Raw genomic sequence first — 23,995 nt, 5'->3', positions numbered from 1 at the left:
TTACATTTGCGGATAGAAATCCCCATCATGAAGTTACTTTATAGTTGTGTTTTATTGTTCTGCTTCAATTTTATATTAGCTCAAGATAAAACGCATTCGTCTTATGTTGACGTTAATTACTTCCGTGGAAATATCGCGCTTCACAACACAGAGATTTTACATTTAATACAAGGGCATCCTGAGGGAACTATTATTAGTTGGAACAAAAAAACCTATGGTTTTAAGGATTGGGAACAGCGTTTTAATTATCCTGATTACGGAGTTTCATTTGCTTTTCAAAATTTAAAGAATGACGTTTTGGGCAATAATTACGGTCTATATGCCCATTATAATTTTTACTTTTTAAAGCGGAACCTAATGTTTCGTATTGGTCAAGGTTTGGCCTATAATACGCATCCGTTCAATCGTGACACCAATGTAAAAAATGTCGCTTTTGGCACTAAGTTTATGAGCAGCACCTATGTTATGCTCAATTTTAAAAAGGAGCATATTTTTGATAGAATTGGTTTGCAAACAGGCTTTTCGCTTATTCATTATTCCAATGCCAATGTTAAATCGCCCAACAATGGAACCAATTCAATTACCTTTAATGTTGGACTGAATTATAATTTAGATAACAACAATATTGAATACCAACATACGCTGTATAAAAAAGCAGATCAGCGGTTCTCTGAGCCGATAAAATATAATCTGGTTTTCAGAGGTGGGATTAACGAAAGTGATTATATTGATAGTGGCCAGTTTGCCATGTATGTTGCGTCGGCTTATGCCGATAAACGCATCAGCAAAACAAGTGCTTTGCAAATTGGTGTAGATGTATTCTTTTCCAATTTTTTAAAGGAATTGATTTATTATGAAAGTGTTGCCTTTCCCGAAAAAGGCGTTTCCGGAAATGAAGATTATAAGCGTGTAGGGATTTTTGCCGGGCATGAATTGTTTATTAGCAAAACATCCCTTATTACCCAATACGGGTACTATGTATACTATCCTTTTGAGTTTGAGGGAAGAACTTATATCAGAATTGGACTTAAGCGCTATTTTTCTGAAAAATGGTTTGGGGCGCTGACCCTTAAATCTCATGGTGCAAGGGCGGAAGGTGTTGAATTTGGAATAGGAGTAAGGTTATGAGGAAAATTATTATCACGATATCATGCGTTTTGTTTTTTGCTTGCGATAGTGAAAAGGCCAATGACTGCTTTCAAAATACAGGAGATATAGTTCAACAAGAAATCTCTGTTGATGCCTTTGATAAAATATTGGTGAATAGAGACATTGAGTTAATCATTAAAGAGGGGGCAGAACAGAAGGTAGTGGTGCAGACCGGTGAGAATTTAATGAATGATGTTTTGGTTGAAGTTATTGGTGGCAGGTTGGTGCTAACAGATAATAACACCTGTAATTATGTTAGAGATTACGGATTAACAAAAGTGTATGTCACTGCTGCTAATCTTGTTGAAATAAGAAGTTCCACGCAGTATGATGTTAGCTCGGATGGAATATTAACCTTTCCAAGCCTAACTATTTTATCCGAAGATTTTAATATGCCTGAAGCCTATACGGTCGGCGATTTTAGGTTGAAAATAAATAATGAAACGTTAAGCGTGACTTTCAATAATCTTTCAATAGCCCATATTGAAGGACAAACCAATAATCTAAATATAACCTTTTCCAATGGGAATTGTAGGTTTGAAGGGCGTGGTTTAATTGCGCAAAAAGTGAACATTTGGAACAGGAGTTCCAATGATATGATTGTTAATCCGCAACAAGAAATTAAAGGCAAAATTTTAGGATTGGGCAATGTTATTTCCATCAACGAGCCGCCTTTAGTAAATGTTGAAGAAGTTTATAGGGGTCAGTTAATTTTTGAATAAGGCCACCGATTGCTTGGCAATTTCCAATTCTTCATTAGTAGGTATCACCAATATTTTTACTTTAGATTCCTTGGTGTTAATTTCATGCAAGCCTTTTGAGCGTATTTTGTTTTCTTCAATATCTAAATCAATGCCCAGGAAGTCCATGTTTTCGCAAACCAATTGGCGCATTAAAGTTGAATTTTCACCAATGCCTGCGGTAAATACAATCGCATCCAATCCGTTTAAAATGGCAGCATAACTTCCAATATATTTTTTAATTCTATATGCATTCATGTGCAGTGCAAGTTGGCAATCTTTGTTTCCTTTGGCAGCCATAATTTCAATATCCCTTAAATCGCTGTAGCCTGTTAGCCCAAGCATACCGCTTTTTTTGTTCAATATATTATTGATTTCTTTTAGCGAATAGCCCAATTTGTCTTTTAAATGAAAGATAATGGAAGGGTCAATATCCCCAGAGCGCGTACCCATAATAAGTCCTGCAAGTGGCGAAAAACCAAGGGAGTGGTCTATACTTTCACCGTTTTTTATCGCGGTCATACTACAACCATTGCCCAAGTGAATGGTAATGATTTTCGATTCCGTTTTTCCTAAAAACTCAATAGCTTTTTCCGAAACATATTTGTGGCTGGTGCCATGAAAACCATATAAACGAATTTTGTTCTCGGTTAAAAATTCGTTGGGAATAGCATATTTATAGGCGTGCTCTGGAATAGATTGGTGAAAAGCCGTATCAAAAACAGCCACTTGTTTTGCACTGGGGAAAATATCTTCAGCCACTTCAATACCTTCTAAATTGGCAGGATTGTGCAATGGTGCCAAGGGTATTAAAGCTTTAATTTTTTCCTTTACAGTTTTTGTTATTTCGGTTGTGTTGCTAAAAGAGCTTCCACCATGAACCACACGATGCCCAACTATATTTATTTCTTCAGGGGTTGTAATAACACCAATATTTTTGTTCAATAAGTGCTGTGATACCAATTTTAATCCAGCTTTATGGTTTAAAATTGGAGTTTCAAACTCAATGGTTTCTTTTTGGTTTTTAAATTTGAATATGGAATCGTTAAAACCAATTCGTTCTATTTGCCCAGAACAAAGAATGGTTTGGTCTGGCATAGAAAATAATTGAAATTTTAAGGATGAACTTCCTGAATTTAAAACGAGTACTTGCATATTAAAGTTCTTGAGCTTGAATAGCGGTTATAATTACGGTGCTATAAATATCGTCTGCGGTGCAGCCACGGCTTAAATCGTTTACGGGTTTGTTCAGTCCTTGAAGCATAGGGCCAATGGCTAAGGCACCCGTTTCACGTTGTACAGCTTTGTAGGTATTGTTTCCTGTATTTAGGTCTGGGAAAATCAATACACTGGCTTGTCCGGCAACCTCAGAATCTGGAAGTTTGCTTTTTCCAATTCGCTTATCAACGGCAGCATCATATTGGATAGGCCCTTCAATTTTTAAATCCGGAGCCATGGTTTTCGCAATTTCTGTTGCTTTTCTAACCTTGTCTACATCCTCGCCTTTTCCTGAAGCGCCTGAAGAATATGATAACATAGCTACTTTAGGTTCAACACCAAAGTTTTTAGCTGTTTGCGCTGATGAAATGGCGATTTCTGCCAATTGTTCTGCATTTGGGTTCGGGTTTATAGCGCAGTCGCCAAAAATAGAAACGCGGTCTTCTAAGCACATGAAAAATACCGAAGACACAATATTTACACCAGGTTTGGTTTTAATAAACTGTAAAGCGGGTCTTAAGGTATGTGCGGTAGTATGCAGAGCACCTGAAACCATACCATCGGCATGCCCTTTATAAATCATCATAGTTGCAAAGTATGATACATCTGCCATTGCATCTCTAGCCATATCCAAATTCACGTTTTTGTGTTTGCGTAGCTCATAAAACGTATTCACATAGTCTTCAAAATAAGGTGACTTGGTTGGGAAAACAACATTTACCTCATCAAGGTTTAAAGGAATATCAAACTTGGCTATTTGTTCTTTAATTTTTTCTTCCTCACCAATTAACGTTAGATCAACCACATGGGCATCAATTAATCGGGCTGCCGCTCTTAAAACTCGCTCGTCATAACCTTCGGGCAATACAATATGCTTTTTGTTTTTTAAGGCACGTTGCAACAGGTTGTATTGAAACATTCTTGGTGTGAATATTTCTGATTTAAAAGTGATTAAATCGTTCGCTAATTTCTCTGTATTAACATGTTTTTCAAATGTGGCTATTGAGGTGGTAATCTTCTCCGTATTTTCAGCATAAATTTTAGATTTTATTTTGCCTATATCGTTGGTCACGGAAAATGTTCCTCCTTTCACACTTATAATAGGCACGATATTAGATAAACCTTCAATTAACTTCAATATAGGGTCTTCTGGAATGAGTCCACCAGTTAAAACAATGCCCGATACTTTTGGGTAATTTTTTGAAATATGGGCTTGTAGTGCCCCTAAAATAATATCTGCCCTGTCTCCCGGGGTAATGACCAAAGCATTTTCCTTAAGGTGTGTTAGGTAATTACGCAGTTGCATAGCACCCACACTAAAATTTTCAGTTTGGTTATTAATCAGGTCTTTTCCAAATAGAATAGTGGCATCAAGTGCTTTTACAATTTCTTTAAAAGTGGGGTTTGCCAAACTTTTGATTTTTGGAATTACGGTGATATCTGTTCCGTCCTGGATTCGAGATTTCAACATTGGTTTCAATGTTTCAATATTTTCAGGATTAATCTTATTGGTCATGATGGAAAGTACATCTACCTCACCTTTGTACGTATCGTGGGCCAATTGAACATTGTCAACAACTTCTGAAAGCTCTTTGCCATCGCCTTGGGTAACTATAATAACAGGAAGCCCTAAGTTTTTGGAAATAAGGATGTTTATATCCAATTCTAAACTTGAGTTTTCATGCGAAAAATCGGTTCCTTCAACCAAAACAATATCAAAGCGCTCCTCTAGGTATTTATATTTCTTGATGATATGGTCTATAACATCCCCAGACTTGCCTTTATTATAAAGGTCTAAAACTTCATTTCTTGTGAAAGCGAATGTTTTTTTATAATTAATATCGATTTCAAAATGGGTAACAACCGTATTTATGTGGTTGTCCATCTCTCCATCTACGGTGTCTTCAATTATGGGTCTAAAATAACCCACTTTGGCAGTTTTACCCAAAAGCATACGCATTAAACCAAGCACAACAATAGATTTTCCGCTGTTTGGTTCTAGTGTGGCGACGTAAATTCCCTTACTCATTTTTAATTTTATTTTGCTACAAAGGTAATCGATTGCAAGCTAATTATAAAGCGAAAACCTTTCTTGATTTTTTAAATATTTTGGGCAAAATTACGGTCATATATCTGTTATAAAGATGACAATTATCATCTTTAAAAAATTAGATTTTAAATAGATGTTAAATCTCTAAAAAGTGATTCTAAACTTGCATTTTTTTGATTGAGTTGAAGTATTTTCAACTTATTGTCATGCGCAAAATCAAAGACATAGGAGCGCATGTCTTCCGAGGTTTTAAACGTTATTTCATAATAAAAACCATAAGTGTTAACAACACTTTTAGCTTTGGGCAATTTTAAAAGAAAGGCATCTTCAACACGATAATCGAACTCAACTACCACCACTTGTTCTTTTTCATCCCTAAGGTCTTTAAGTTTTTTGTCTGCAACAACTTCACCTTTGTTGATGATAATAACGCGGTCGCACATGGCTTCAACTTCTTGCATAATATGGGTTGAAAGAAAAACAGTTTTGGTTTTGCCAATATTTTTTATCAGATTTCTAATGTCTATTAATTGGTTGGGGTCTAAACCCGTTGTAGGTTCATCCAAAATTAAAACCTCAGGATCGTGCAAAAGGGCATTGGCCAAACCAACACGCTGTCTGTATCCTTTAGAAAGTTGCCCTATTTTTTTGTGGGCCTCAGGTGTTAAGCCCGTAAGTTCAATAACTTCGTCAATTCGGTGTTTATTTACATTGTAAATATTTGCGTTGAACGACAGATATTCTTTAATGTACATGTCTAAATAAAGTGGGTTGTGTTCAGGCAAATAGCCAACACTTTGCTGTACCTCTTTGGTGCAGTTGGTTACGTCAAATCCATTTACCTTGGCATTGCCGTTATCGGCATTCAAATAGGTGGTTAAAATTTTCATCATTGTGGACTTTCCAGCACCATTAGGCCCTAAAAAGCCAACAATTTCGGGTTTTTCAACCTTAAAGGAAACATTGTTTAGCGCTTTTTGTTTTCCGTAAAGCTTTGAAACACTTGTTACTTCTATGGACATATTTAAAATACTTTCTTCAAAAATAATGATTATCTAATGTAAAGTTGTATTTACTTGAAAATCTTTAAAACTTTTAAAAAAAGTGAAAAAAAGATTTTATTGTGTTTTTATTTCTTAAAATAATATTTACTTTAGCGCCGTAATTATGACAACGACAGTTTATTATACATATTTTAACAACTATTTCTTTTTTAGCGGAAGAAACGAGACGTTGTATGTATAATTTATAAACATAAATTAAAAGTATGGGTCTCGATGAAAATCGGGACTTTTTTTTGTCAACAAGTGGTTGAAGCCAATAAAAAAAGGATTTAAAGAAAACTAAAGTAAAACTTTGATTAAAACAGTAGCCATACAAGGTATTAAGGGGTCTTTTCATCATATTGTGTCGCAGCAATTTTTTGAAAAACCGGTTGATTGTATCGATTGCCTAACATTTGATAGGGTGGTTGATGCCTTAATTACCAAAGAATGTGATGCGGCTGTAATGGCTTTAGAAAATTCTATTGCAGGTTCTATAATTCCAAATTATGCTTTAATCGATAAATACGGTTTGCACATTGTGGGCGAGCATTATTTAGATATTCAGCATAATTTAATGGCATGGACAAACCAGACCATAGAAGATATAAAGGAAGTTTATTCACACCCTATGGCACTTTTGCAGTGTAAGGAGTTTTTTAGGGACTTTCCGCATATAAAATTGGTTGAAGATAAGGATACTGCTGAGGTTGCAGAACGTATACATCTAAAAAAGCTAAAAGGGGTTGGAGCAATTGCCAGTGCTAGAGCGGCTGAAATTTTTGAATTGGATATTTTGGCGCACAGCATACAAACCATCAAGCATAATGAAACCCGATTTGTGATTGTAAAACGGGTGAATTCTGAGGTGCCTGAAGACCAAATAAACAAGGCTTCGGTAAAATTTGAGGCAAACCACAAACGTGGTAGCTTGGCGGCTATTTTAAATGTAATGAGCGATTGTAAATTGAATTTAACGAAAATTCAATCTTTACCGATTATTGAAAAACCTTGGAAATATGCCTTTTTTGTGGATGTGACTTTTGAAGAATACAGCGATTTTAAAAAAGCCAAATCGTTGATTGATATTATGGCCGATGGCTTTAAGGTTTTAGGGGAATATAAAAATGCAAAGCTATGATTCAAGTGGCAAACCGATTAAATACCGTTGAAGAATACTATTTCTCAAAAAAATTGAGAGAGGTTAATTCGATGATTGCCGATGGCAAGCCTGTTATCAATTTAGGTATTGGTAGCCCAGATTTGCAGCCACCGCAAAAAGTGTTGGATGCTATATCCGCCAGCTTTCAAAACCCAAATGCGCACAAGTACCAAAGCTATCAGGGGTTACCAGAGCTTAGGGAGGCCATAGCCAAGTTTTATAAAGCCCATTTTTCTGTGAGTTTGAGTCCAGCATCAGAAATATTGCCGTTAATGGGAAGTAAGGAGGGCATAATGCACATTTCTATGGCTTACCTTAATGAAGGCGATGAGGTTTTAATACCAAATCCGGGGTATCCAACATACCAATCGGTTACTAAATTGGTAGGCGCAAAAAGTGTTTTATATGAATTGGATGAAGCCAATAATTGGGTGCCAAATTTCGCCGAGCTTGAAAAATTGGATTTAAGCAAAGTCAAGCTTATGTGGGTAAATTATCCACATATGCCAACAGGAGCAAAGCCAACAAAGTATGTTTTTGAAGAACTTGTGGCCTTTGGCAAAAAACACAACATTTTAATTGTTAATGATAACCCGTATAGCTTCATTTTAAACAATGAACCAAAAAGCATTTTAAGTGTTGAAGGCGCAAAAGAAGTGTGTTTGGAACTTAATTCCTTGAGTAAAACCTTCAATATGGCTGGTTGGCGGGTGGGTATGGTTGTTGGAGACAGCACCCATATCAGCAATATTTTAAAAGTAAAAAGTAATATGGACTCGGGTATGTTTTTCGGCATTCAAAAAGGTGCCGTTGAAGCCTTAAATTGCTCCACCATGTGGTTTGCAACCCTAAACAATGTGTACCAAGAACGCCGCCAATTGGTTTGGCAGTTGGCTGATGCTTTAAACTGTACCTATGATAAAAATGCTTCTGGACTTTTTGTTTGGGCTAAATTGCCTGAATTCATTAAGTCTGAAGAGTTTATAGATTTAGTATTGCAGGAGAACCATATTTTTATCACACCAGGGACCATTTTTGGCAGTAAAGGTGAGGGTTATATCAGGTTTTCGTTATGTGCATCAACCGAGGCTTTAGAGGAAGCCATTGAACGAGTAAAGTAAAGATGAAAAATATATATGCAATAGGAGTTGGATTGATTGGCGGGAGCTTGGCTATTGATATCAAAAATAACAACCCTGAGGTTGTAATTCATGGTATAAGTAGAAAGGAAACCACACTTGATGAAGCTTTGGCGCTCAATTTAATTGACAAAAAGGCTACCTTGGATGATATTGCCCATGCCGATTTGGTTATTGTTTCCATTCCAGTTGATGCCACTGTAAAGCTATTGCCCACTATTTTAGATAAAATACCTGACACCGCATTGGTTGTTGACGCAGGCTCCACAAAACTGGATATCTGCAAAGCCGTTGAAAACCACCCGAAACGAAGAAACTTTCTGGCCATGCATCCTATAGCCGGTACAGAACATTCTGGACCGAGTGCTGCTATGAGCGGTTTGTTTGTTGGTAAAACCAATATTGTTTGTGAAGTGGAGAAAACAACCTTCAAACTTCAAGAAAAAGCATTGAAATTGTTTGCCGATATTGGTATGCGCATTCGTTACATGAATCCAGAAGCACACGATAAGCACATTGCATATGTGTCGCATTTATCGCATATAAGTTCGTTCATGTTGGGCAAAACGGTCATTGAAAAGGAAAAAAATGAGCGTGATATTTTTGACATGGCTGGTAGTGGATTTGCCTCAACAGTACGTTTGGCAAAAAGTTCGCCCGAAATGTGGACGCCCATTTTCAAACAAAATAAAAGCAACGTCATTGAAACGCTTGAAGAATACATTTCAAACCTCACTCATTTTAAAGACATGATGAAAAGAGATGATTTTGAAGGTATTTACAATGAAATGAAAGATACCAATTACATAAAAGATATTTTAAAAGGAATTAGTTAAGAGTAAAATTATGGAAAACAAAAAAGAAATGAGAGCATGGTTGGATGATTTAAATTTAGATCACCCGTTGGTTGTTGCAGGACCATGTAGTGCGGAAACCGAAGAGCAAGTTTTAAAAATAGCCCACGAGCTAAAAGACACCGATGTAAATTACTTCAGAGCGGGTATTTGGAAACCAAGAACACGTCCAGGAATGTTTGAAGGCGTTGGTGCTTTAGGATTAAAATGGTTGCAAAAAGTAAAAGCAGAAACCGGTATGAAAGTATGTACCGAAGTTGCCAATGCTGCCCATGTAAAATTGGCTTTAGAGCATGATATTGATATGTTATGGATTGGGGCGCGTTCTACTGTAAGCCCATTTATTATGCAAGAAATAGCAGATGCACTTGAGGCTACAGAAAAGCCTGTTTTGATTAAAAACCCAGTAAACCCAGACCTTTCTTTGTGGTTGGGAGGTATTGAAAGAATATACTCTTCAGGTGTAAAAAACATAGGTGCTATCCACAGAGGATTTTCAACTTACGAAAAGACTAAATATAGAAACAACCCAGAGTGGCAATTGGCTATTGAGTTTCAAAATAAATTTCCAGACATACCTTTAATCAATGACCCATCCCACATTACGGGTAAAAGAGATATGATTTTTGATGTGTCGCAGGCTGCTTTAGACCTTAATTTTGATGGCTTGATGATTGAGACCCATTACGACCCAGATAATGCATGGAGTGATGCTGCACAACAAGTAACACCAAAAACATTGGTGCAAATTATGAAAGATTTAAAAATTAGAAAAGAAACCGATTCTGAAGATGCTTACAACAAAGCGTTGGGTACTTTAAGGGCACAGATTGATGTAGTCGATAATCAAATTATCGATTTACTAGGAAAACGAATGAAAGCAGCAGACGGAATAGGTGAACTTAAAAAGAAAAAGAACGTGGCTGTTTTGCAATCAAAACGTTGGAACGAGATTTTAGGGAAAATGGTTTTAGAGGGTGAGCAACACGGGTTAAGTGAAGAGTTTATTTTAAAAATGTTCAAAGCTATTCACCAAGAATCCATTAACCATCAAGAAAAGATTATCAATGGTTAATTTCATAAAAAAAAGCCTCGAATCTCGAGGCTTTTTTTTATGAAATTACTTTGAGGTTATTGCTTGTTTCTTTTAAAAATGAAACGCGTAATGAAGATGCCTTGACCGTCACCTTTTCCGGCCTCACTTTCAACAGCACTGGTAACAAAGGCCAGTTCCCATCCTTCTTCTATCATGGTATTGATTTTTGATTCTATTAAAGCATCGTTAGCAGCAATGTTTTGAAAACGAATACCACCAAGGTTATAAAAATTAAGCAATTTGGTCTCATCAAAATCTTTAACCCTTATCTCACTTCTATCCGATTTATTTCTGGTATTATCATCTTCAGTTTGTGTGGTGGTAAATTCTTTGTAATCTTTTTTCTCATTGGCGCTAATTAGTCTTGAACGTCCAAGTCCATTTGGAACGATCGATTCTACACTAGTTACAACCTTATATTCCACTTGTGCGTTGGTTTCAATAAAGGCAAACAAAGTAATGCTTAAAACGATTAAAATTTTTTTCATGTTGTTGACTTTTTTTAAGATTAAGCACCTAAGATAAACTTTTTCTTATACTGAAATGTTGTTAATTTGCATTATTATTGTTTTAAATGACAGGAAGCGTTTATAAATCTACAGGAAGTTGGTACACGGTAAAAACCGATTTGGGGCATACTTACGAATGCCGTATAAAAGGAAGGTTTAGGATCAAAGGTATAAAAAGTACAAACCCGATAGCCGTTGGTGATGTGGTTGATTTTGAAATTGAAACCGACAATAATCAAGAGTCTGGCATCATTTATAACATTCACGATCGTGCCAATTACATTGTCCGTAAATCAGTAAACCTTTCTAAGCAAACACATATAATTGCCGCGAATTTAGATCAGGTTTTTTTGATGATTACCATAAATAATCCACCAACACTAACCAGTTTTATTGACCGGTTTTTGGTAACAGCCGAAGCATATTCCGTTAAAACCATTCTTCTGTTCAATAAAATAGATGCTTATGATGAGGATGCCTTAAATGAAGTGCGCTATTTGGCACATGTATACCGTAAAATTGGGTATGAATGTATTGGAGTTTCAGCCAAAACGGGAAAAAATGTAGACAAGGTTAAAGCGTTAATGCATGATAAGGTGAGCATGTTTTCTGGTCATTCCGGCGTTGGAAAATCAACTTTGGTAAATGCCATTGAACCCGATTTAAACCTAAAAACAAAGGAAATTTCATCACTTCATATGCAAGGGCAACATACCACTACCTTTGCTGAAATGTTCGATTTAAGTTTTGGGGCTAAAATAATAGACACCCCGGGAATAAAAGGTTTTGGTATTGTAGACATGGATAAGGAAGAGGTGGGCGATTATTTTCCTGAGTTTTTTGCATTAAAACAAGATTGCAAGTTCAATAATTGCCTGCATGTTAATGAGCCAAAATGCGCTGTAAAACAGGCCTTGGACGAAGGCGAAGTTGAATATTCAAGATACCGAAGTTACCTGCAAATTTTAGAAGGCGAGGATGAAAATTACAGAACAGATAATTGGGATAACCCTTAATCAGCTTGAGGTAACAGTATTCAATTAGAGGAATTACCTTGGAAATTTAAGTAAATGAAAGTGGTCATTCAAAGAGTCTCAAATGCAAGTGTCACAATTGATGGTTCAAAATTAGCTTCCATTGAAAAGGGCCTTTTAATTTTGTTGGGTATAGTTGATGACGATACCCAAGAAGATATCAAATGGCTTTCAAATAAAATTGCAAACTTGCGTGTTTTTGGTGATAATAATGGGGTAATGAACAATTCCATAAAAGATGTTGGTGGCGATGCCATTGTGGTAAGCCAGTTTACGCTCCATGCATCCACAAAAAAAGGAAACAGGCCAAGTTATATTAAAGCGGCCAAGCCAGATATTGCCATTCCTTTGTACGAATGTTTTGTTGAACAACTTGAGGCAGATTTAAACAAGAAAGTACAAACTGGAGAATTCGGTGCCGACATGAAAGTGGAGTTGCTCAATGATGGCCCAGTTACCATAATAATTGACTCGAAAAACAAGCAATAATGGCATCAATTTTTAGTCATGCTGCCGTTGGGTTTACACTTACAAAAGTACTAGATTCAAAAAATACTAAGTGGTTGCTCATTGCTGCTATTATTTCAACTATCCTTCCAGATATTGATGTTTTGGCTTTTAAGTTAGGTGTGCCTTATGAACACCCATTTGGGCATCGTGGGTTTACACATTCCATCCTTTTTGCAATTTTATGGGCACTGTTATTAATGTTTACTGTTGGACGAAAGCACAAGACCATTTGGTTTTTGGTCATTTTTTTATCGACTTTATCGCATGGACTTTTGGATGCCATGACTTCAGGTGGGCGAGGTGTTGGGTTTTTTATTCCATTCAAGAACGAGCGTTACTTTTTCCCTTTCCGTGAAATCAAGGTTTCGCCGCTTGGGGTGAGCCGATTTTTTTCAAGTTGGGGGTTAAAAGTGCTTTTTAGCGAAATTAAGTATATTTTATTTCCTTGTTTTCTTATATTTATCGTAAGATTTTTTTACTTAAAAATGAAGAAATAAGTGTAAGTTACAAACATGACAAATCTCATCTTTGTAAAGGAAATTCTTGTTTACCTTTATTTAATATGCTCTAAAGCCAACTTATGCAAGCAAAATACCTACTTAAGTTTTTACTTCTTTTTGTTCTTCTTGAGGGATTTTCCCAAAATAATTATTATTCGAGTTTAACCATTCCAGCAAAACTGGATGAATATGCAAATGCGGTTGTAAGATCTTATGATACGGAAATCAGTTTAACGTCTACCGACGAAATGCACATTAAAAGAAAACGTATAGTTACCATTTTAAATAAAAAGGGAAATAGCAATGTTGATGCCTACGTGCATTATGATAATAATGTAAAAATAATATCACTTGAGGCTTTGGTTTACAATCATTATGGTGCACTCATAAAAAAAATTAAAAAGAAGGATTTTAAAGATGAAAGTGCTGTTGACGGTGGAACATTGTATTCTGATTCTAGGGTTAAGTACCTAGAATATACCCCAATTTCGTATCCATATACCATTGAATTTGTTTGTGAAATATCTACAAAAAACACGGCCTTTATTCCCCCATTTAACCCTTTAACAGATTCATATGTTGGAGTTGAAAGCAGCTCATACAGCATTAGTTATCCAGAGTCTATAACTATAAGAAAAAAGGAAAAGAATTTGGAAGGTTGCGACATACAAAAGGAAGAAGGCCATGGACAAATAAATTACAAGGTTAAAAACATTGAAGCTTTTAAACCTGAAGATTACAGCCCGCCAGTTTTTGATATTGCCCCAAAAGTATTATTTGCATCGCAGCAATTTACTTTAGAAGGTGTTGCAGCTGAAGTCTTGGATTGGAACAGTTTTGGACATTGGATGTACCGCGATTTGATTGCGAACACTTATGATTTGCCCGAAAGCACAATAAATTTAGTGAAGGACTTAGTAAAGAATGAAACAAACGATATCGATAAGGCAAAAAAAATCTATCAGTATGTTCAGGATAAAGTTAGGTATATCAGCGTTCAGGTCGGTATTGGTGGATGGAAGCCTTTTAATGCCTCTGAAGTTGACAGGTTAGGTTATGGTGACTGCAAGGCTTTAACTAATTATACACGTGCCCTATTAATGGCGGTAGGCGTAGAGTCCAACTATACGGTGGTTTATGCAGGAAGTTCTCAAAGAAGTTTGGAGAGTGACTTTGCTGCAATGCAAGGAAACCATGTTATTCTAAATATACCGAGCCTAGAAGAAAATATCTGGTTGGAGTGTACCAGTCAAAAGTTGCCTTTTGGGTTTATTGGAGATTTTACTGACGATAGGGATGTTTTGGTTATAACCCCAGAGGGAGGTAAAATTGAACATACAAAAAAATATGCGGCAGAAGAAAATACACAACATATTAAAGGGGAGTATGTCATTTCAAGTGATGGAGGGATTGAAGCTAAAGCAAATATAATTTCAAAAGGTATTCAATATGATGACAAATATTGGTTGGAAACTGAGGTGGAACGGGATTTAGACCTGAATTATAAAAAGAGGTGGAAATATATTAATACGGTAACAATAGATAAAATAGCCCTAAAGAATGATAAATCAAGCATTGCCTTTGAGGAAAATATAGATTTCCATGCTTCAAATTATACAAAAAAGGCAGGAGACAGAATGTTGTTAACTGTTAATGCCCTAAATAGAAATACGCACGTGCCAGACCGATATAAAACCAGAAAATATCCGCTAAAAATTAAAAGAGGTTTTATCGACGAAGATGATGTAAAAATCACCTTACCGGAAGATTATGAGGTCGAATCCTTGCCTAATAATATTTTGGTTGAAAATAAATTTGGTAGCTACAAAGCTGAATTTATCAAACAAAATGACAGTATGGTGGTTTATAAAAGAAAATGGGTTGTTAATGATGGTGAATTTCCAAAGGAAGACTATGATGACTTCAGGTCCTTTTTCAAAGATGTATCACGATATGATAATTCAAAGATTGCTCTTATAAAAACCCAATTATAAAAATACTTCATATGAAATTTAAAATTTTATTGTTTTTGCTTTCAAATTCGTTTATTTCAAATGGTCAAAACTATAAATTCGGCAAGGTTTCAGAGGAAGAACTTATGGAAAAGCTTAGTCCGTTGGACTCTTCTGCCTCTGCAGCTTATTTGTACAAATATCGTCGAACGCATATTGAGTACAGACGGGGTCAAGGATTTTACATAGTAACAGATGTGTATGAGCGTATAAAATTATATACTAAAGAAGGCTTTGATTACGCTACAAAGAGCATCAATTTGCACGTAAGCAATAATGAAGATGAAGAGGTTATTGGTTTGAGAGCTTACACCTATAATTTAGAGAATGACAAAATTGTTGAAACTAAGTTAGAAAAGGACGGTATATTTGAAACACAAGAGTCCAAATATAGAAATCAACAAAAGTTTACCATGCCCAATTTGAAGGAGGGAAGTGTTATTGAGTATAAATACACGATTAACTCGCCATTTTATTGGAATGTAGAAGATTTTGAATTTCAACACGCCATTCCAATAAAAGAGCTTTATGCTGTGTTTGAAACACCAGAATATTTCAATTTTAAGATAAATCCAAAAGGCTTCCTCAGGGTAACTCCAAAACAGGAAAGAGGTTCGGGTAAAATTCTTTTCAGTAATAAAGTAAGAAGTGGAGGTGGACTGGGTGGCGCGACTAGAACGACATATTCTAACATCAGTGTTGATTTTGTAAAGTACACTACATACTACAATTTATCAGATATTCCTGCTTTAAAAGATGAACCATTTGTAAATAATATTAATAATTATCGTTCCGCTGTGAACTATGAATTGTCTTTTACTAATTTTCCTCAGTCCCCGTACAAATATTATTCAACCACATGGGAAGACGTGGTTAAAACCATTTATGATAGTTCTGCCTTTGGGAACGAATTGGAAAAAACAGGATATTTCGAAGACGAAATAGATGCTCTCGTGACTGGAGCCTCGAGTCCTATGGAGAAAGCGGCATTGATTTATGATTTTGTAAAATCGACGGTAAAATGGAACAGGTATTATGGAAAATATACTGATGATGGTGTAAAGAAAGCCTATCAAACAAAAACTGGCAATGTAGCTGAAATAAACCTAATGCTAACAGCTATGTTGCGCTATGTTGGCTTAAATGCCAATCCTGTTTTAATAAGTACACGAAATAATGGAATACCGTTGTTTCCAACATTGGATGGCTATAATTATGTTATTGCAGCCATTGAGTCCCCAGAAGGCGTAATTTTATTGGATGCCACAAATGAGTATGGAACACCCAATGTATTGCCTTTAAGAACCTTAAATTGGGAAGGTAGAATTATTAGAGAGGATAAATCTTCGTCAACCATGGATTTATACCCCAAGCAGAAATCACAGGATAAATTGACAATGATGGTCAACTTAAGCAGTAATGGCGGGTTACAGGGGAGTTTAAGGTCTATAAAGACCAATCATGATGCTATGATTTACAGGAAAAGGTATGTTGAAACTGACCATGATCAGTATCTTGAAAATCTTGAAAATAAGTATGGTGGTATGGAAATTGAAGAGTTCTCGGTTAAAAATGAAAATGATTTGTCAAAACCAGTTATGGAGTCCTACAAATTTTCAATGGAAAGTCAGGCAGACGTCATAGACGACAAAATATATTTTTCACCACTGTTCTTTTTAAGGTCAAAAGAGAACCCCTTTAAGTTAGAAAAGCGCGAATTTCCTATTGATTTTAGTTACCCGTCCAGCACTAAATACATGGTAATTGTGAATTTGCCTGAGGGATACAAAGTAGAATCAATCCCCGAGCCCGCTGCTATGGTATTGCCTGAAAACTTAGGGAGCTTTAAATATAATTTGGAGGCTAGAGGGACTAATATTCAAATTATAGTAGATACTGAAATTAATGAAGCCATTATATCCCCTATTTATTATGATGCTTTAAAAGCTTATTTTAGCAAACTCGTAGAAAAGGAATCAGAACAAATAGTTTTAACAAAAGTATAATGGACATAAAAAACGCCCAAAAAATAGTTGACGATTGGATAAAAAATCACGGTGTTCGTTATTTTAACGAGCTCACTAATATGGCACAATTAACCGAAGAGGTCGGTGAGGTTGCTCGAATTATTGCTCGAAGATATGGCGAGCAAAGTGAGAAGGAAAGTGATAAAAACAAAGACCTTGGTGAAGAATTGGCAGATGTCCTTTTTGTGGTTTTGTGCTTGGCCAACCAGACCAATGTAGATTTGCAGGAAGCTTTTGATAAAAGAATGGACAAGAAAGCAAAACGAGACCACGATAGGCACCACAATAACGAAAAATTAAAATAAATTATAAGTATCTTTGGGCGCTTCTTTTTAAGAAGCGCTTTTTTTGTGCTCAACGGGGTTGGGTATCAAACATTTTAATTTTTTATAATGAATTTTACGCTTCATAAATCGCAAATCACCAATCGTCAATCTGAAATTACAATAACGGGTTCAAAAAGTGAATCCAACAGGTTATTGCTGTTGCAGGCACTCTATCCGGAATTTAAACTTGAAAACGTTTCTAATTCAGATGATAGTGAATTAATGACCAAGGCTTTGGCATCTACAGAAAAAGTGGTTGACATCCACCATGCGGGTACGGCCATGCGTTTTTTAACGGCTTATTTTTCTATTCAAGAAGGCATGGAAACCATACTTACCGGTTCGAATCGGATGAAGGAACGCCCAATAAAAATTTTAGTTGATGCATTAACCGATCTTGGCGCAGATATTAGTTACGAAGAAAATGAAGGCTTTCCACCAATAAGAATTAAGGGGAAAAAATTGACCAAACATAGAGTATCCTTAAAGGCAAATGTGAGCAGTCAATATATTTCGGCTTTATTGTTGATTGCTTCAAGACTTGAAAACGGATTGGAACTGACCCTTGAAGGTGATATCACCTCAGTACCCTATATTAAAATGACCTTAAGTTTGTTGGATGAAATTGGTGTTGAAAATTATTTTCAAAATAATAAAATAACTGTAAAACCATCCATTGGAAACCATGAACCAAAAACCTTAACAGTTGAATCCGATTGGTCATCAGCATCATATTACTTCAGCATTGTGGCATTATGCGATGTTGGAACGGAAATAACTTTATCGTCCTACAAAGAAAATTCGTTGCAGGGAGATTCTTGTTTAGTTGATATTTACAAACATTTTGGCGTGTCAACGGTATTTAAAGGAAATTCAATGACCTTAAAAAAGCAGGACAAAAAACTCGAACTTTTAACTTTAAACCTAAAAAATGCACCTGATATTGCGCAAACCATCGCGGTGACCTGTTTCACCTTAGGAATAAGCTGTGATTTAACGGGTCTTCACACCTTAAAAATTAAGGAAACGGACAGATTGGTTGCCCTAAAAACCGAACTTGAAAAGTTAGGTGGTCAAGTAGAAATTACCGATAAATCATTGCACCTTTCAGCTGCAACAAATATCAAGGAAATGGTCTCAATAGCTACTTATAACGACCACAGAATGGCAATGGCATTTGCGCCATTGGCATTAAAAACCAGCATTGTGATTGAAGATGCCATGGTGGTTTCAAAATCTTATCCAACGTTTTGGGATGATTTAGAATCTATCGGATTTCAATTAACCAAATAATAATCCCACATTTACTTGACATCCCCTGTTTTGAGATTGTATATTTGCAACTTTCCAAAAATTAAATAAAAATAAATAGATGAAATTATCACACTTCGGATTCGATTTACCGAACGAATTATTAGCAGAATATCCAGCGGAAAACAGAGATGAATCTCGTTTAATGGTATTGGACAGAAAAAAACAGACCATTGAGCACAAAATGTTTAAAGATTTAATTGACTACTTTAATGAAGACGATGTTTTAATCTTGAACAATACCAAGGTTTTTCCTGCCAGATTGTATGGTAACAAAGAAAAAACAGGTGCAAGAATAGAAGTGTTTTTGTTAAGGGAGCTCAATCAAGAGCAACGTCTTTGGGATGTTTTGGTAGATCCCGCTCGTAAAATTAGAATTGGCAACAAGCTGTATTTTGGTGATGACGATACATTAGTTGCAGAGGTTATTGATAACACGACATCACGTGGACGTACCTTACGTTTTTTATATGATGGTTCATACCGAGAGTTCCGTTTAAAACTAAATGAACTTGGTGAAACACCGCTTCCAAAATACATTAAACGAAATGTTGAACCAGAGGATGAGGATCGCTACCAAACCATTTTCGCAAAACACGAAGGAGCTGTAGCTGCACCAACAGCTGGGCTCCATTTTTCAAAACACCTTTTAAAGCGTTTAGAGATTAAAGGTGTAAACTTTGCGGAGGTGACCTTGCATGTTGGTTTAGGTACCTTTAACCCAGTTGAAGTTGAAGATTTGTCTAAGCATAAAATGGATAGCGAAGAGCTGAAAATTGATGCAAAGGCGGTAGAAATAGTTAACAAAGGAATCAAAAACAAGAAACGTGTTTGTGCCGTAGGTACAACAGCGATGCGTGCCATTGAAAGTGCAGTATCTTCAGACGGAATGCTAAATGAAATTGATGGTTGGACCAATAAATTTATTTTCCCTCCATACGATTTCAGCATTGCTAATTGCATGATTACCAATTTCCATACGCCTAAATCCACGCTTTTAATGATGGTGTCTGCTTTTGCGGGGCACGATTTTATAAAGCGTGCCTACGAAGAGGCTATCAAGGAAAAGTATAAATTTTACAGTTATGGCGACGCCATGTTGATTTTGTAAAAGTTTAAGGCCTTGTTAATTCAAGGCTTTTTTCTTGGGCGTTACCCTGCGGGTAGGGCTTTCCACGCTACACGGTAGCCCGCTCCAATCCCTAAAGCGGGCTTTCCGTTGCCATATTTAAATTGAGATGGTCTAATTAAGCATCAGCATTTAAGTGAATCATAATTCGTAATCCAAAAAGCGTAAATCGTAAATCGATTCATTATTTTTGCACATCTATGGAAACCAACAAAAAAGACATAAGGGCACTTACCAAAGATCAGTTACGCGATTTTTTTGTAAAGCAAGGTGATAAGGCATTTCGAGGCAATCAGGTTTACGAGTGGCTGTGGCAAAAATCTGCTCACACTTTTGAGGATATGACCAATATTTCAAAAGAAACACGCCAAATGTTGGAGGATAATTTTGTAATCAATCATATTAAGGTTGATACCGTGCAGCGTAGCCATGATGGGACCATAAAAAATGCGGTGCGTTTGCACGACGATTTAATTGTGGAATCTGTTTTAATACCTACTCCTGCCAGAACAACGGCGTGTGTATCGAGTCAGGTTGGCTGTAGTTTAGATTGTAAGTTTTGTGCCACTGCGCGGTTAAAACGTATGCGCAATCTAAATCCTGACGAAATATATGATCAAGTTGTTGCGATAGATAACGAAAGTAGGCTGTATCATAATAGGCCGTTGAGCAATATTGTATTTATGGGCATGGGCGAACCGCTGATGAATTACAACAACGTTATAAAGGCTATCGATAAAATTACGTCACCCGAAGGTTTGGGTATGTCGCCAAAGCGTATTGTAGTCTCCACTTCAGGTGTGCCTAAAATGATTAAAAAAATGGCCGACGATGAGGTTAAATTTAAGTTGGCCGTTTCACTTCATTCGGCTATTGATGAGGTACGTACATCCATCATGCCGTTCAATGCAACTTTTCCATTAAGTGACTTACGCGAAGCTTTACATTATTGGTATGCCAAAACCAAAAATAGGATAACCTACGAATATGTTGTATGGGATGGCATAAACGACAAAAAAAAGGATGTAGATGCCTTGGTTGAATTCTGCAAGTTTGCACCGAGTAAAGTCAATCTTATTGAATATAACCCTATTGATAATGGTGAGTTTCAACAGGCCAATTCCGAAGCATTGGATATGTATATAAGTATTCTTGAAGCCAATAACATTACGGTTACTGTACGTCGAAGCCGGGGTAAGGACATTGATGCTGCATGCGGCCAGTTGGCCAACAAAAGTTAATTAGATTTTTATTTCTAAAGATGATGGTTTCATCTGAAATATTATCTTTGGGTTTCCGATGAAAATAGTAGAGCAAATAAAACAGCCCATAGCCTTTGAGATGGATCTTTTTGAACAAAAGTTCCAACTTTCAATGTCCAGTAAAGTGGCTTTACTCAATAGAATTACCCATTATATTGTTAACCGAAAGGGCAAGCAAATGCGCCCTATGTTTGTGTTTTTGGTGGCCAAAATGGTATCCAATGGCGAGGTAAGCGAGCGTACCTACCGCGGTGCTTCAGTTATTGAGTTGATACACACGGCTACTTTGGTGCATGATGATGTGGTTGACGATAGTAACAGACGTAGAGGTTTCTTTTCTGTAAATGCCCTTTGGAAAAATAAAATTGCGGTTTTAATTGGTGATTATTTGTTGTCTAAAGGCTTGTTGCTGTCCATTGACAACAATGATTTCGACTTGCTTAAAATTATATCAATTGCCGTTCGGGAAATGAGCGAGGGCGAATTGCTACAAATTGAAAAAGCCAGAAAACTTGATATCACTGAGGATGTTTATTATGAAATCATCCGCCAGAAAACGGCAACGTTAATAGCTGCTTGTTGTAGTTTGGGCGCTGCTTCGGTAAAGCCAGATTCTAACCATGTAGAGACCATGCGCAAATTTGGAGAGCTTATAGGCATGGCTTTTCAAATTAAGGATGATTTATTTGATTATGGAGATACACAAATAGGAAAGCCCACGGGCATAGACATTAAAGAGCAAAAAATGACTTTGCCGTTGATCTATGTGCTCAACCAAGTTTCAAAAAAGGAGAAAAGTTGGCTAATTAACTCTATTAAAAACCATAATAAGGATTCGAAGCGGGTAAAAGAAGTGATTACCTTTGTTAAAAAGAATGGCGGTTTGGATTATGCCATTGCCAAGATGAAGCAATTTCAAGAAGAGGCACTAAGAATTCTCGAAAATTACCCAGATTCAGCCAACAAAAATTCACTAAAACTTATGGTGAATTATGTAATTGATAGAAAAAAGTAGTCGAATCTATTGCTGCTGTTGCTGTTGCTGTTGGTGTTGATGTTTTTGCCTCAATTCCAAATTACGCTGAAAACTGTTGCTACTATCTAAACTAGTATTTACATGCGGTGTCTTGGTGGTTTGGTATTTCTCGGTTCTAACTTCAACGGAAACCTCTAGTTTTGATTCGGCATTACCTTTAAATACACCCTTTACTGGCGAGCAATCATTGTAGTTTCTACCAATGGCCAATTTTACGTGGTTTTCATCAGCAATGGCATTATTTGTTGGATCTATACCCAACCAACCATAAAACGGAATATAGGCTTCAATCCAAGCATGAGTGGCACCATCCCCTCTAGTCATTTCATCAGTGGTACAAATGTATCCACTAACGTATCTTGCTGGGATGCCCAACATCCTCACCATTTGCAGCAATATGTTGGTGAAGTCTTGACAAACACCTGCCTTCAATTTCCAAATTTCATCTAGTTCACTCTTTACATTTGTTATCCCTTTTTTATAAGTGAAGTTTTCGTAAACATATTCACAGAGTTCCAATACTGCCTTGAAAGGTGATTTGGATTTCGGTTTTTTCGATTTAATAAGTTCAGAAACTTCTTGACTTCCCTCAAATGGTCTATGTCTTAAAAAATCAATGAATTCTACATTTTTTTTGATGGATTCTAAATTTTCCCATTGACTTTCATTATCAACAGAACCATCAGGGAATAACCTGCCTCTTGTTTCTACTTCAATTTCAGAAATTATATTAAGTTCATAATGAGGTTCAGTAACCATAAAGGTGCCTACCCTATTATTGAAAAAATCATAAAATGTTTCAATAAATGGGTTATTGGTAATGGAGAGAAAGTGCGAGTTCACCTTTTGAAAGGCATCGTTAACTGGGTGCAATCTTATAAATGTAGCACCATCTATAACCTTATCGGAATAGGTGTATTTTGTAATGTGTTTTATAAAAAAAGTAGCCATGACGGTATTTAATTATGTTTGGGAAAAGTACACCGCGTTAATGTTTTGCGATATGTTTCTGATGTCTTCTTTTATGCCATCAATAAAATTGCCCAATCCAATGTTATTTATATTTTCAATAGTGGTGTATTTTATTTGGCTCTCTAATTTCCCCAATAAAAATTCTAAATTATTCCTTTCAAGTTGTCCCGATTCAATGAGCTTGTTGATATGTCTGTTTAATTTTTCAATACAGTAATAAACGGATCTTGGAAACAACCTGTCTTGAAAGACCATTTGGATGACCTGATCTTCATTAAAGGACGATTTGTGCGTTTTTAAATAAAGTTGATATCCGCCAATAGATAAAAGCAAATTTTTCCAATAAAAGCTTTTTTCTAAACTATCAGAAGTATTGGCAATTTCCTGAAGTTTTAAAGCTGTAAAATCTGAAATTAACATAACTCTTTCCAAGAACTTGCCAACGTTCATAAAATAGTACGAGGGGCCTCGCTCTTGCGTAATATCGCTAGTGCCATTAAAAATTAAATGAAACCTTCTTAAGTCTTCAAGAAATTGTACTGGGTCTTCTTCCCTTAATTTTTTTGGTAAATCTTTATTTGTAAGGTACAAATAATAGCTGTTTATGCATAGCCAAAGTTCCCTTGAAATATGTTCTTGTACACTTCTGGCATTTTCTCTAGCCCTGGTTACGATGTTTAAAATAGAGTTTGAGTTTTCGGTATTGAACACCATAAATTCTATGCATTCTAGAGGGTCTTCGGTGTAAAACTCATTGTCATAGGGTGTAAAACTTCTAATAATCGGAGACCAAGAGAATAACTCTGGTGAGTCTTGGTTGGCATAAAAATTTACCTTGAGTAAACCTAAAATTCCATTTCCGCGTTCCATGTACCTTTCTAACCAAATTAGGTTATTTGCTACTCTACTTAACATA

The 23,995-nt window shown here is 36.1% G+C and carries 22 protein-coding genes; 16 read left to right on the top strand and 6 right to left on the bottom strand.

The genetic code is table 11. The features are described from left to right. The first annotated feature begins 27 nt into the window (after positions 1-27). Complete coding sequence (locus tag ACB104_RS10830) at positions 28-1,128, top strand: acyloxyacyl hydrolase (RefSeq protein WP_370478638.1); 1,101 nt, start codon at positions 28-30, stop codon at positions 1,126-1,128. Then, complete coding sequence (locus ACB104_RS10825; protein WP_370478636.1) at positions 1,125-1,871, top strand: head GIN domain-containing protein; 747 nt, start codon at positions 1,125-1,127, stop codon at positions 1,869-1,871. The genes ACB104_RS10830 and ACB104_RS10825 overlap by 4 nt, the downstream gene beginning before the upstream one ends. Here the strand turns inward: ACB104_RS10825 and ACB104_RS10820 are convergent. The 3 genes from ACB104_RS10820 to gldA form a co-directional block, all read right to left on the bottom strand. Then, positions 1,857-3,044 carry an acetate/propionate family kinase gene (locus tag ACB104_RS10820; RefSeq protein WP_370478635.1) on the bottom strand — a complete coding sequence of 396 codons (1,188 nt, stop codon included), beginning with the start codon at positions 3,042-3,044 and terminating at the stop codon, positions 1,857-1,859. The two genes, ACB104_RS10825 and ACB104_RS10820, sit on opposite strands and share 15 nt — an antisense overlap. Position 3,045: 1 nt before the next feature. Next, positions 3,046-5,136: a phosphate acetyltransferase gene (gene pta / locus ACB104_RS10815; RefSeq protein ID WP_370478633.1), complete on the bottom strand. Its 2,091-nt coding sequence runs from the start codon at positions 5,134-5,136 to the stop codon at positions 3,046-3,048. A 146-nt stretch (positions 5,137-5,282) separates the two neighbouring features. Continuing rightward, the gene (gene gldA, locus ACB104_RS10810) at positions 5,283-6,179 is read right to left on the bottom strand and encodes a gliding motility-associated ABC transporter ATP-binding subunit GldA (RefSeq protein ID WP_370478631.1); all 897 of its coding nucleotides are present in this window, start codon (positions 6,177-6,179) and stop codon (positions 5,283-5,285) included. Positions 6,180-6,513: 334 nt separating this feature from the next. Here gldA and ACB104_RS10805 point away from each other — a divergent pair, with 334 nt between their 5' ends. Genes ACB104_RS10805 through ACB104_RS10790 form a run of 4 tightly spaced genes read left to right on the top strand, consistent with a single transcriptional unit; the run spans position 6,514 to position 10,430 of the window. Continuing rightward, positions 6,514-7,341: a prephenate dehydratase gene (locus ACB104_RS10805; RefSeq protein WP_370478630.1), complete on the top strand. Its 828-nt coding sequence runs from the start codon at positions 6,514-6,516 to the stop codon at positions 7,339-7,341. Beyond that, positions 7,338-8,483, top strand: a complete 1,146-nt coding sequence (locus tag ACB104_RS10800; RefSeq protein ID WP_370478628.1) for a pyridoxal phosphate-dependent aminotransferase — start codon at positions 7,338-7,340, stop codon at positions 8,481-8,483. Before ACB104_RS10805 ends, ACB104_RS10800 begins: the two co-directional genes overlap by 4 nt. Before the next feature lie 2 nt (positions 8,484-8,485). Next, positions 8,486-9,337, top strand: a complete 852-nt coding sequence (locus ACB104_RS10795; RefSeq protein WP_370478627.1) for a prephenate dehydrogenase — start codon at positions 8,486-8,488, stop codon at positions 9,335-9,337. 10 nt (positions 9,338-9,347) lie between these two features. Further along, positions 9,348-10,430 carry a chorismate mutase gene (locus tag ACB104_RS10790; protein ID WP_370478625.1) on the top strand — a complete coding sequence of 361 codons (1,083 nt, stop codon included), beginning with the start codon at positions 9,348-9,350 and terminating at the stop codon, positions 10,428-10,430. Between the two features lie 56 nt (positions 10,431-10,486). Here ACB104_RS10790 and ACB104_RS10785 read toward each other — a convergent pair whose 3' ends face one another. After that, positions 10,487-10,939, bottom strand: a complete 453-nt coding sequence (locus ACB104_RS10785; RefSeq protein WP_370478623.1) for a hypothetical protein — start codon at positions 10,937-10,939, stop codon at positions 10,487-10,489. Positions 10,940-11,025: 86 nt separating this feature from the next. Here ACB104_RS10785 and rsgA point away from each other — a divergent pair, with 86 nt between their 5' ends. The 10 genes from rsgA to ACB104_RS10735 all read left to right on the top strand — a co-directional run bounded on the left by rsgA (position 11,026) and on the right by ACB104_RS10735 (position 22,086). Beyond that, positions 11,026-11,976: a ribosome small subunit-dependent GTPase A gene (gene rsgA, locus ACB104_RS10780; protein ID WP_370478622.1), complete on the top strand. Its 951-nt coding sequence runs from the start codon at positions 11,026-11,028 to the stop codon at positions 11,974-11,976. Between the two features lie 54 nt (positions 11,977-12,030). Continuing rightward, a complete protein-coding gene (gene dtd, locus ACB104_RS10775; protein WP_370478620.1) occupies positions 12,031-12,483 on the top strand; it encodes a D-aminoacyl-tRNA deacylase in 453 nt (150 codons plus the stop codon). Continuing rightward, a complete protein-coding gene (locus ACB104_RS10770; RefSeq protein WP_370478618.1) occupies positions 12,483-13,001 on the top strand; it encodes a metal-dependent hydrolase in 519 nt (172 codons plus the stop codon). Before dtd ends, ACB104_RS10770 begins: the two co-directional genes overlap by 1 nt. A gap of 83 nt (positions 13,002-13,084) precedes the next feature. Beyond that, entirely contained in the window at positions 13,085-14,998 is a 1,914-nt protein-coding gene (locus tag ACB104_RS10765; protein ID WP_370478617.1) for a DUF3858 domain-containing protein, read from the top strand. A gap of 11 nt (positions 14,999-15,009) precedes the next feature. After that, the gene (locus tag ACB104_RS10760) at positions 15,010-17,022 is read left to right on the top strand and encodes a transglutaminase family protein (RefSeq protein WP_370478615.1); all 2,013 of its coding nucleotides are present in this window, start codon (positions 15,010-15,012) and stop codon (positions 17,020-17,022) included. Continuing rightward, positions 17,022-17,348: a nucleotide pyrophosphohydrolase gene (locus ACB104_RS10755; RefSeq protein ID WP_370478613.1), complete on the top strand. Its 327-nt coding sequence runs from the start codon at positions 17,022-17,024 to the stop codon at positions 17,346-17,348. The genes ACB104_RS10760 and ACB104_RS10755 overlap by 1 nt, the downstream gene beginning before the upstream one ends. An 87-nt stretch (positions 17,349-17,435) precedes the next feature. Then, positions 17,436-18,662, top strand: coding sequence for a 3-phosphoshikimate 1-carboxyvinyltransferase (locus tag ACB104_RS10750; protein WP_370478612.1), 1,227 nt, complete (start codon positions 17,436-17,438; stop codon positions 18,660-18,662). A 79-nt stretch (positions 18,663-18,741) separates the two neighbouring features. After that, positions 18,742-19,791, top strand: coding sequence for a tRNA preQ1(34) S-adenosylmethionine ribosyltransferase-isomerase QueA (gene queA / locus ACB104_RS10745; protein WP_370478610.1), 1,050 nt, complete (start codon positions 18,742-18,744; stop codon positions 19,789-19,791). A 218-nt stretch (positions 19,792-20,009) separates the two neighbouring features. Further along, entirely contained in the window at positions 20,010-21,050 is a 1,041-nt protein-coding gene (gene rlmN, locus ACB104_RS10740) for a dual-specificity RNA methyltransferase RlmN (RefSeq protein ID WP_370478608.1), read from the top strand. A gap of 58 nt (positions 21,051-21,108) precedes the next feature. Then, positions 21,109-22,086 (top strand): polyprenyl synthetase family protein, encoded by a 978-nt coding sequence (locus tag ACB104_RS10735; RefSeq protein ID WP_370478607.1) that lies wholly within the window; start codon positions 21,109-21,111, stop codon positions 22,084-22,086. 6 nt (positions 22,087-22,092) lie between these two features. Here ACB104_RS10735 and ACB104_RS10730 read toward each other — a convergent pair whose 3' ends face one another. Next, complete coding sequence (locus ACB104_RS10730; RefSeq protein ID WP_370478605.1) at positions 22,093-23,058, bottom strand: transglutaminase family protein; 966 nt, start codon at positions 23,056-23,058, stop codon at positions 22,093-22,095. A gap of 12 nt (positions 23,059-23,070) precedes the next feature. After that, positions 23,071-23,994 carry an alpha-E domain-containing protein gene (locus ACB104_RS10725; protein WP_370478603.1) on the bottom strand — a complete coding sequence of 308 codons (924 nt, stop codon included), beginning with the start codon at positions 23,992-23,994 and terminating at the stop codon, positions 23,071-23,073. Position 23,995 lies beyond the last annotated feature (1 nt).

Origin of the sequence: Tamlana flava, assembly GCF_041287255.1 — a bacterium.
Classification (GTDB): domain Bacteria; phylum Bacteroidota; class Bacteroidia; order Flavobacteriales; family Flavobacteriaceae; genus Tamlana; species Tamlana flava.
This window is presented reverse-complemented; position numbering and strand designations above follow the sequence as displayed.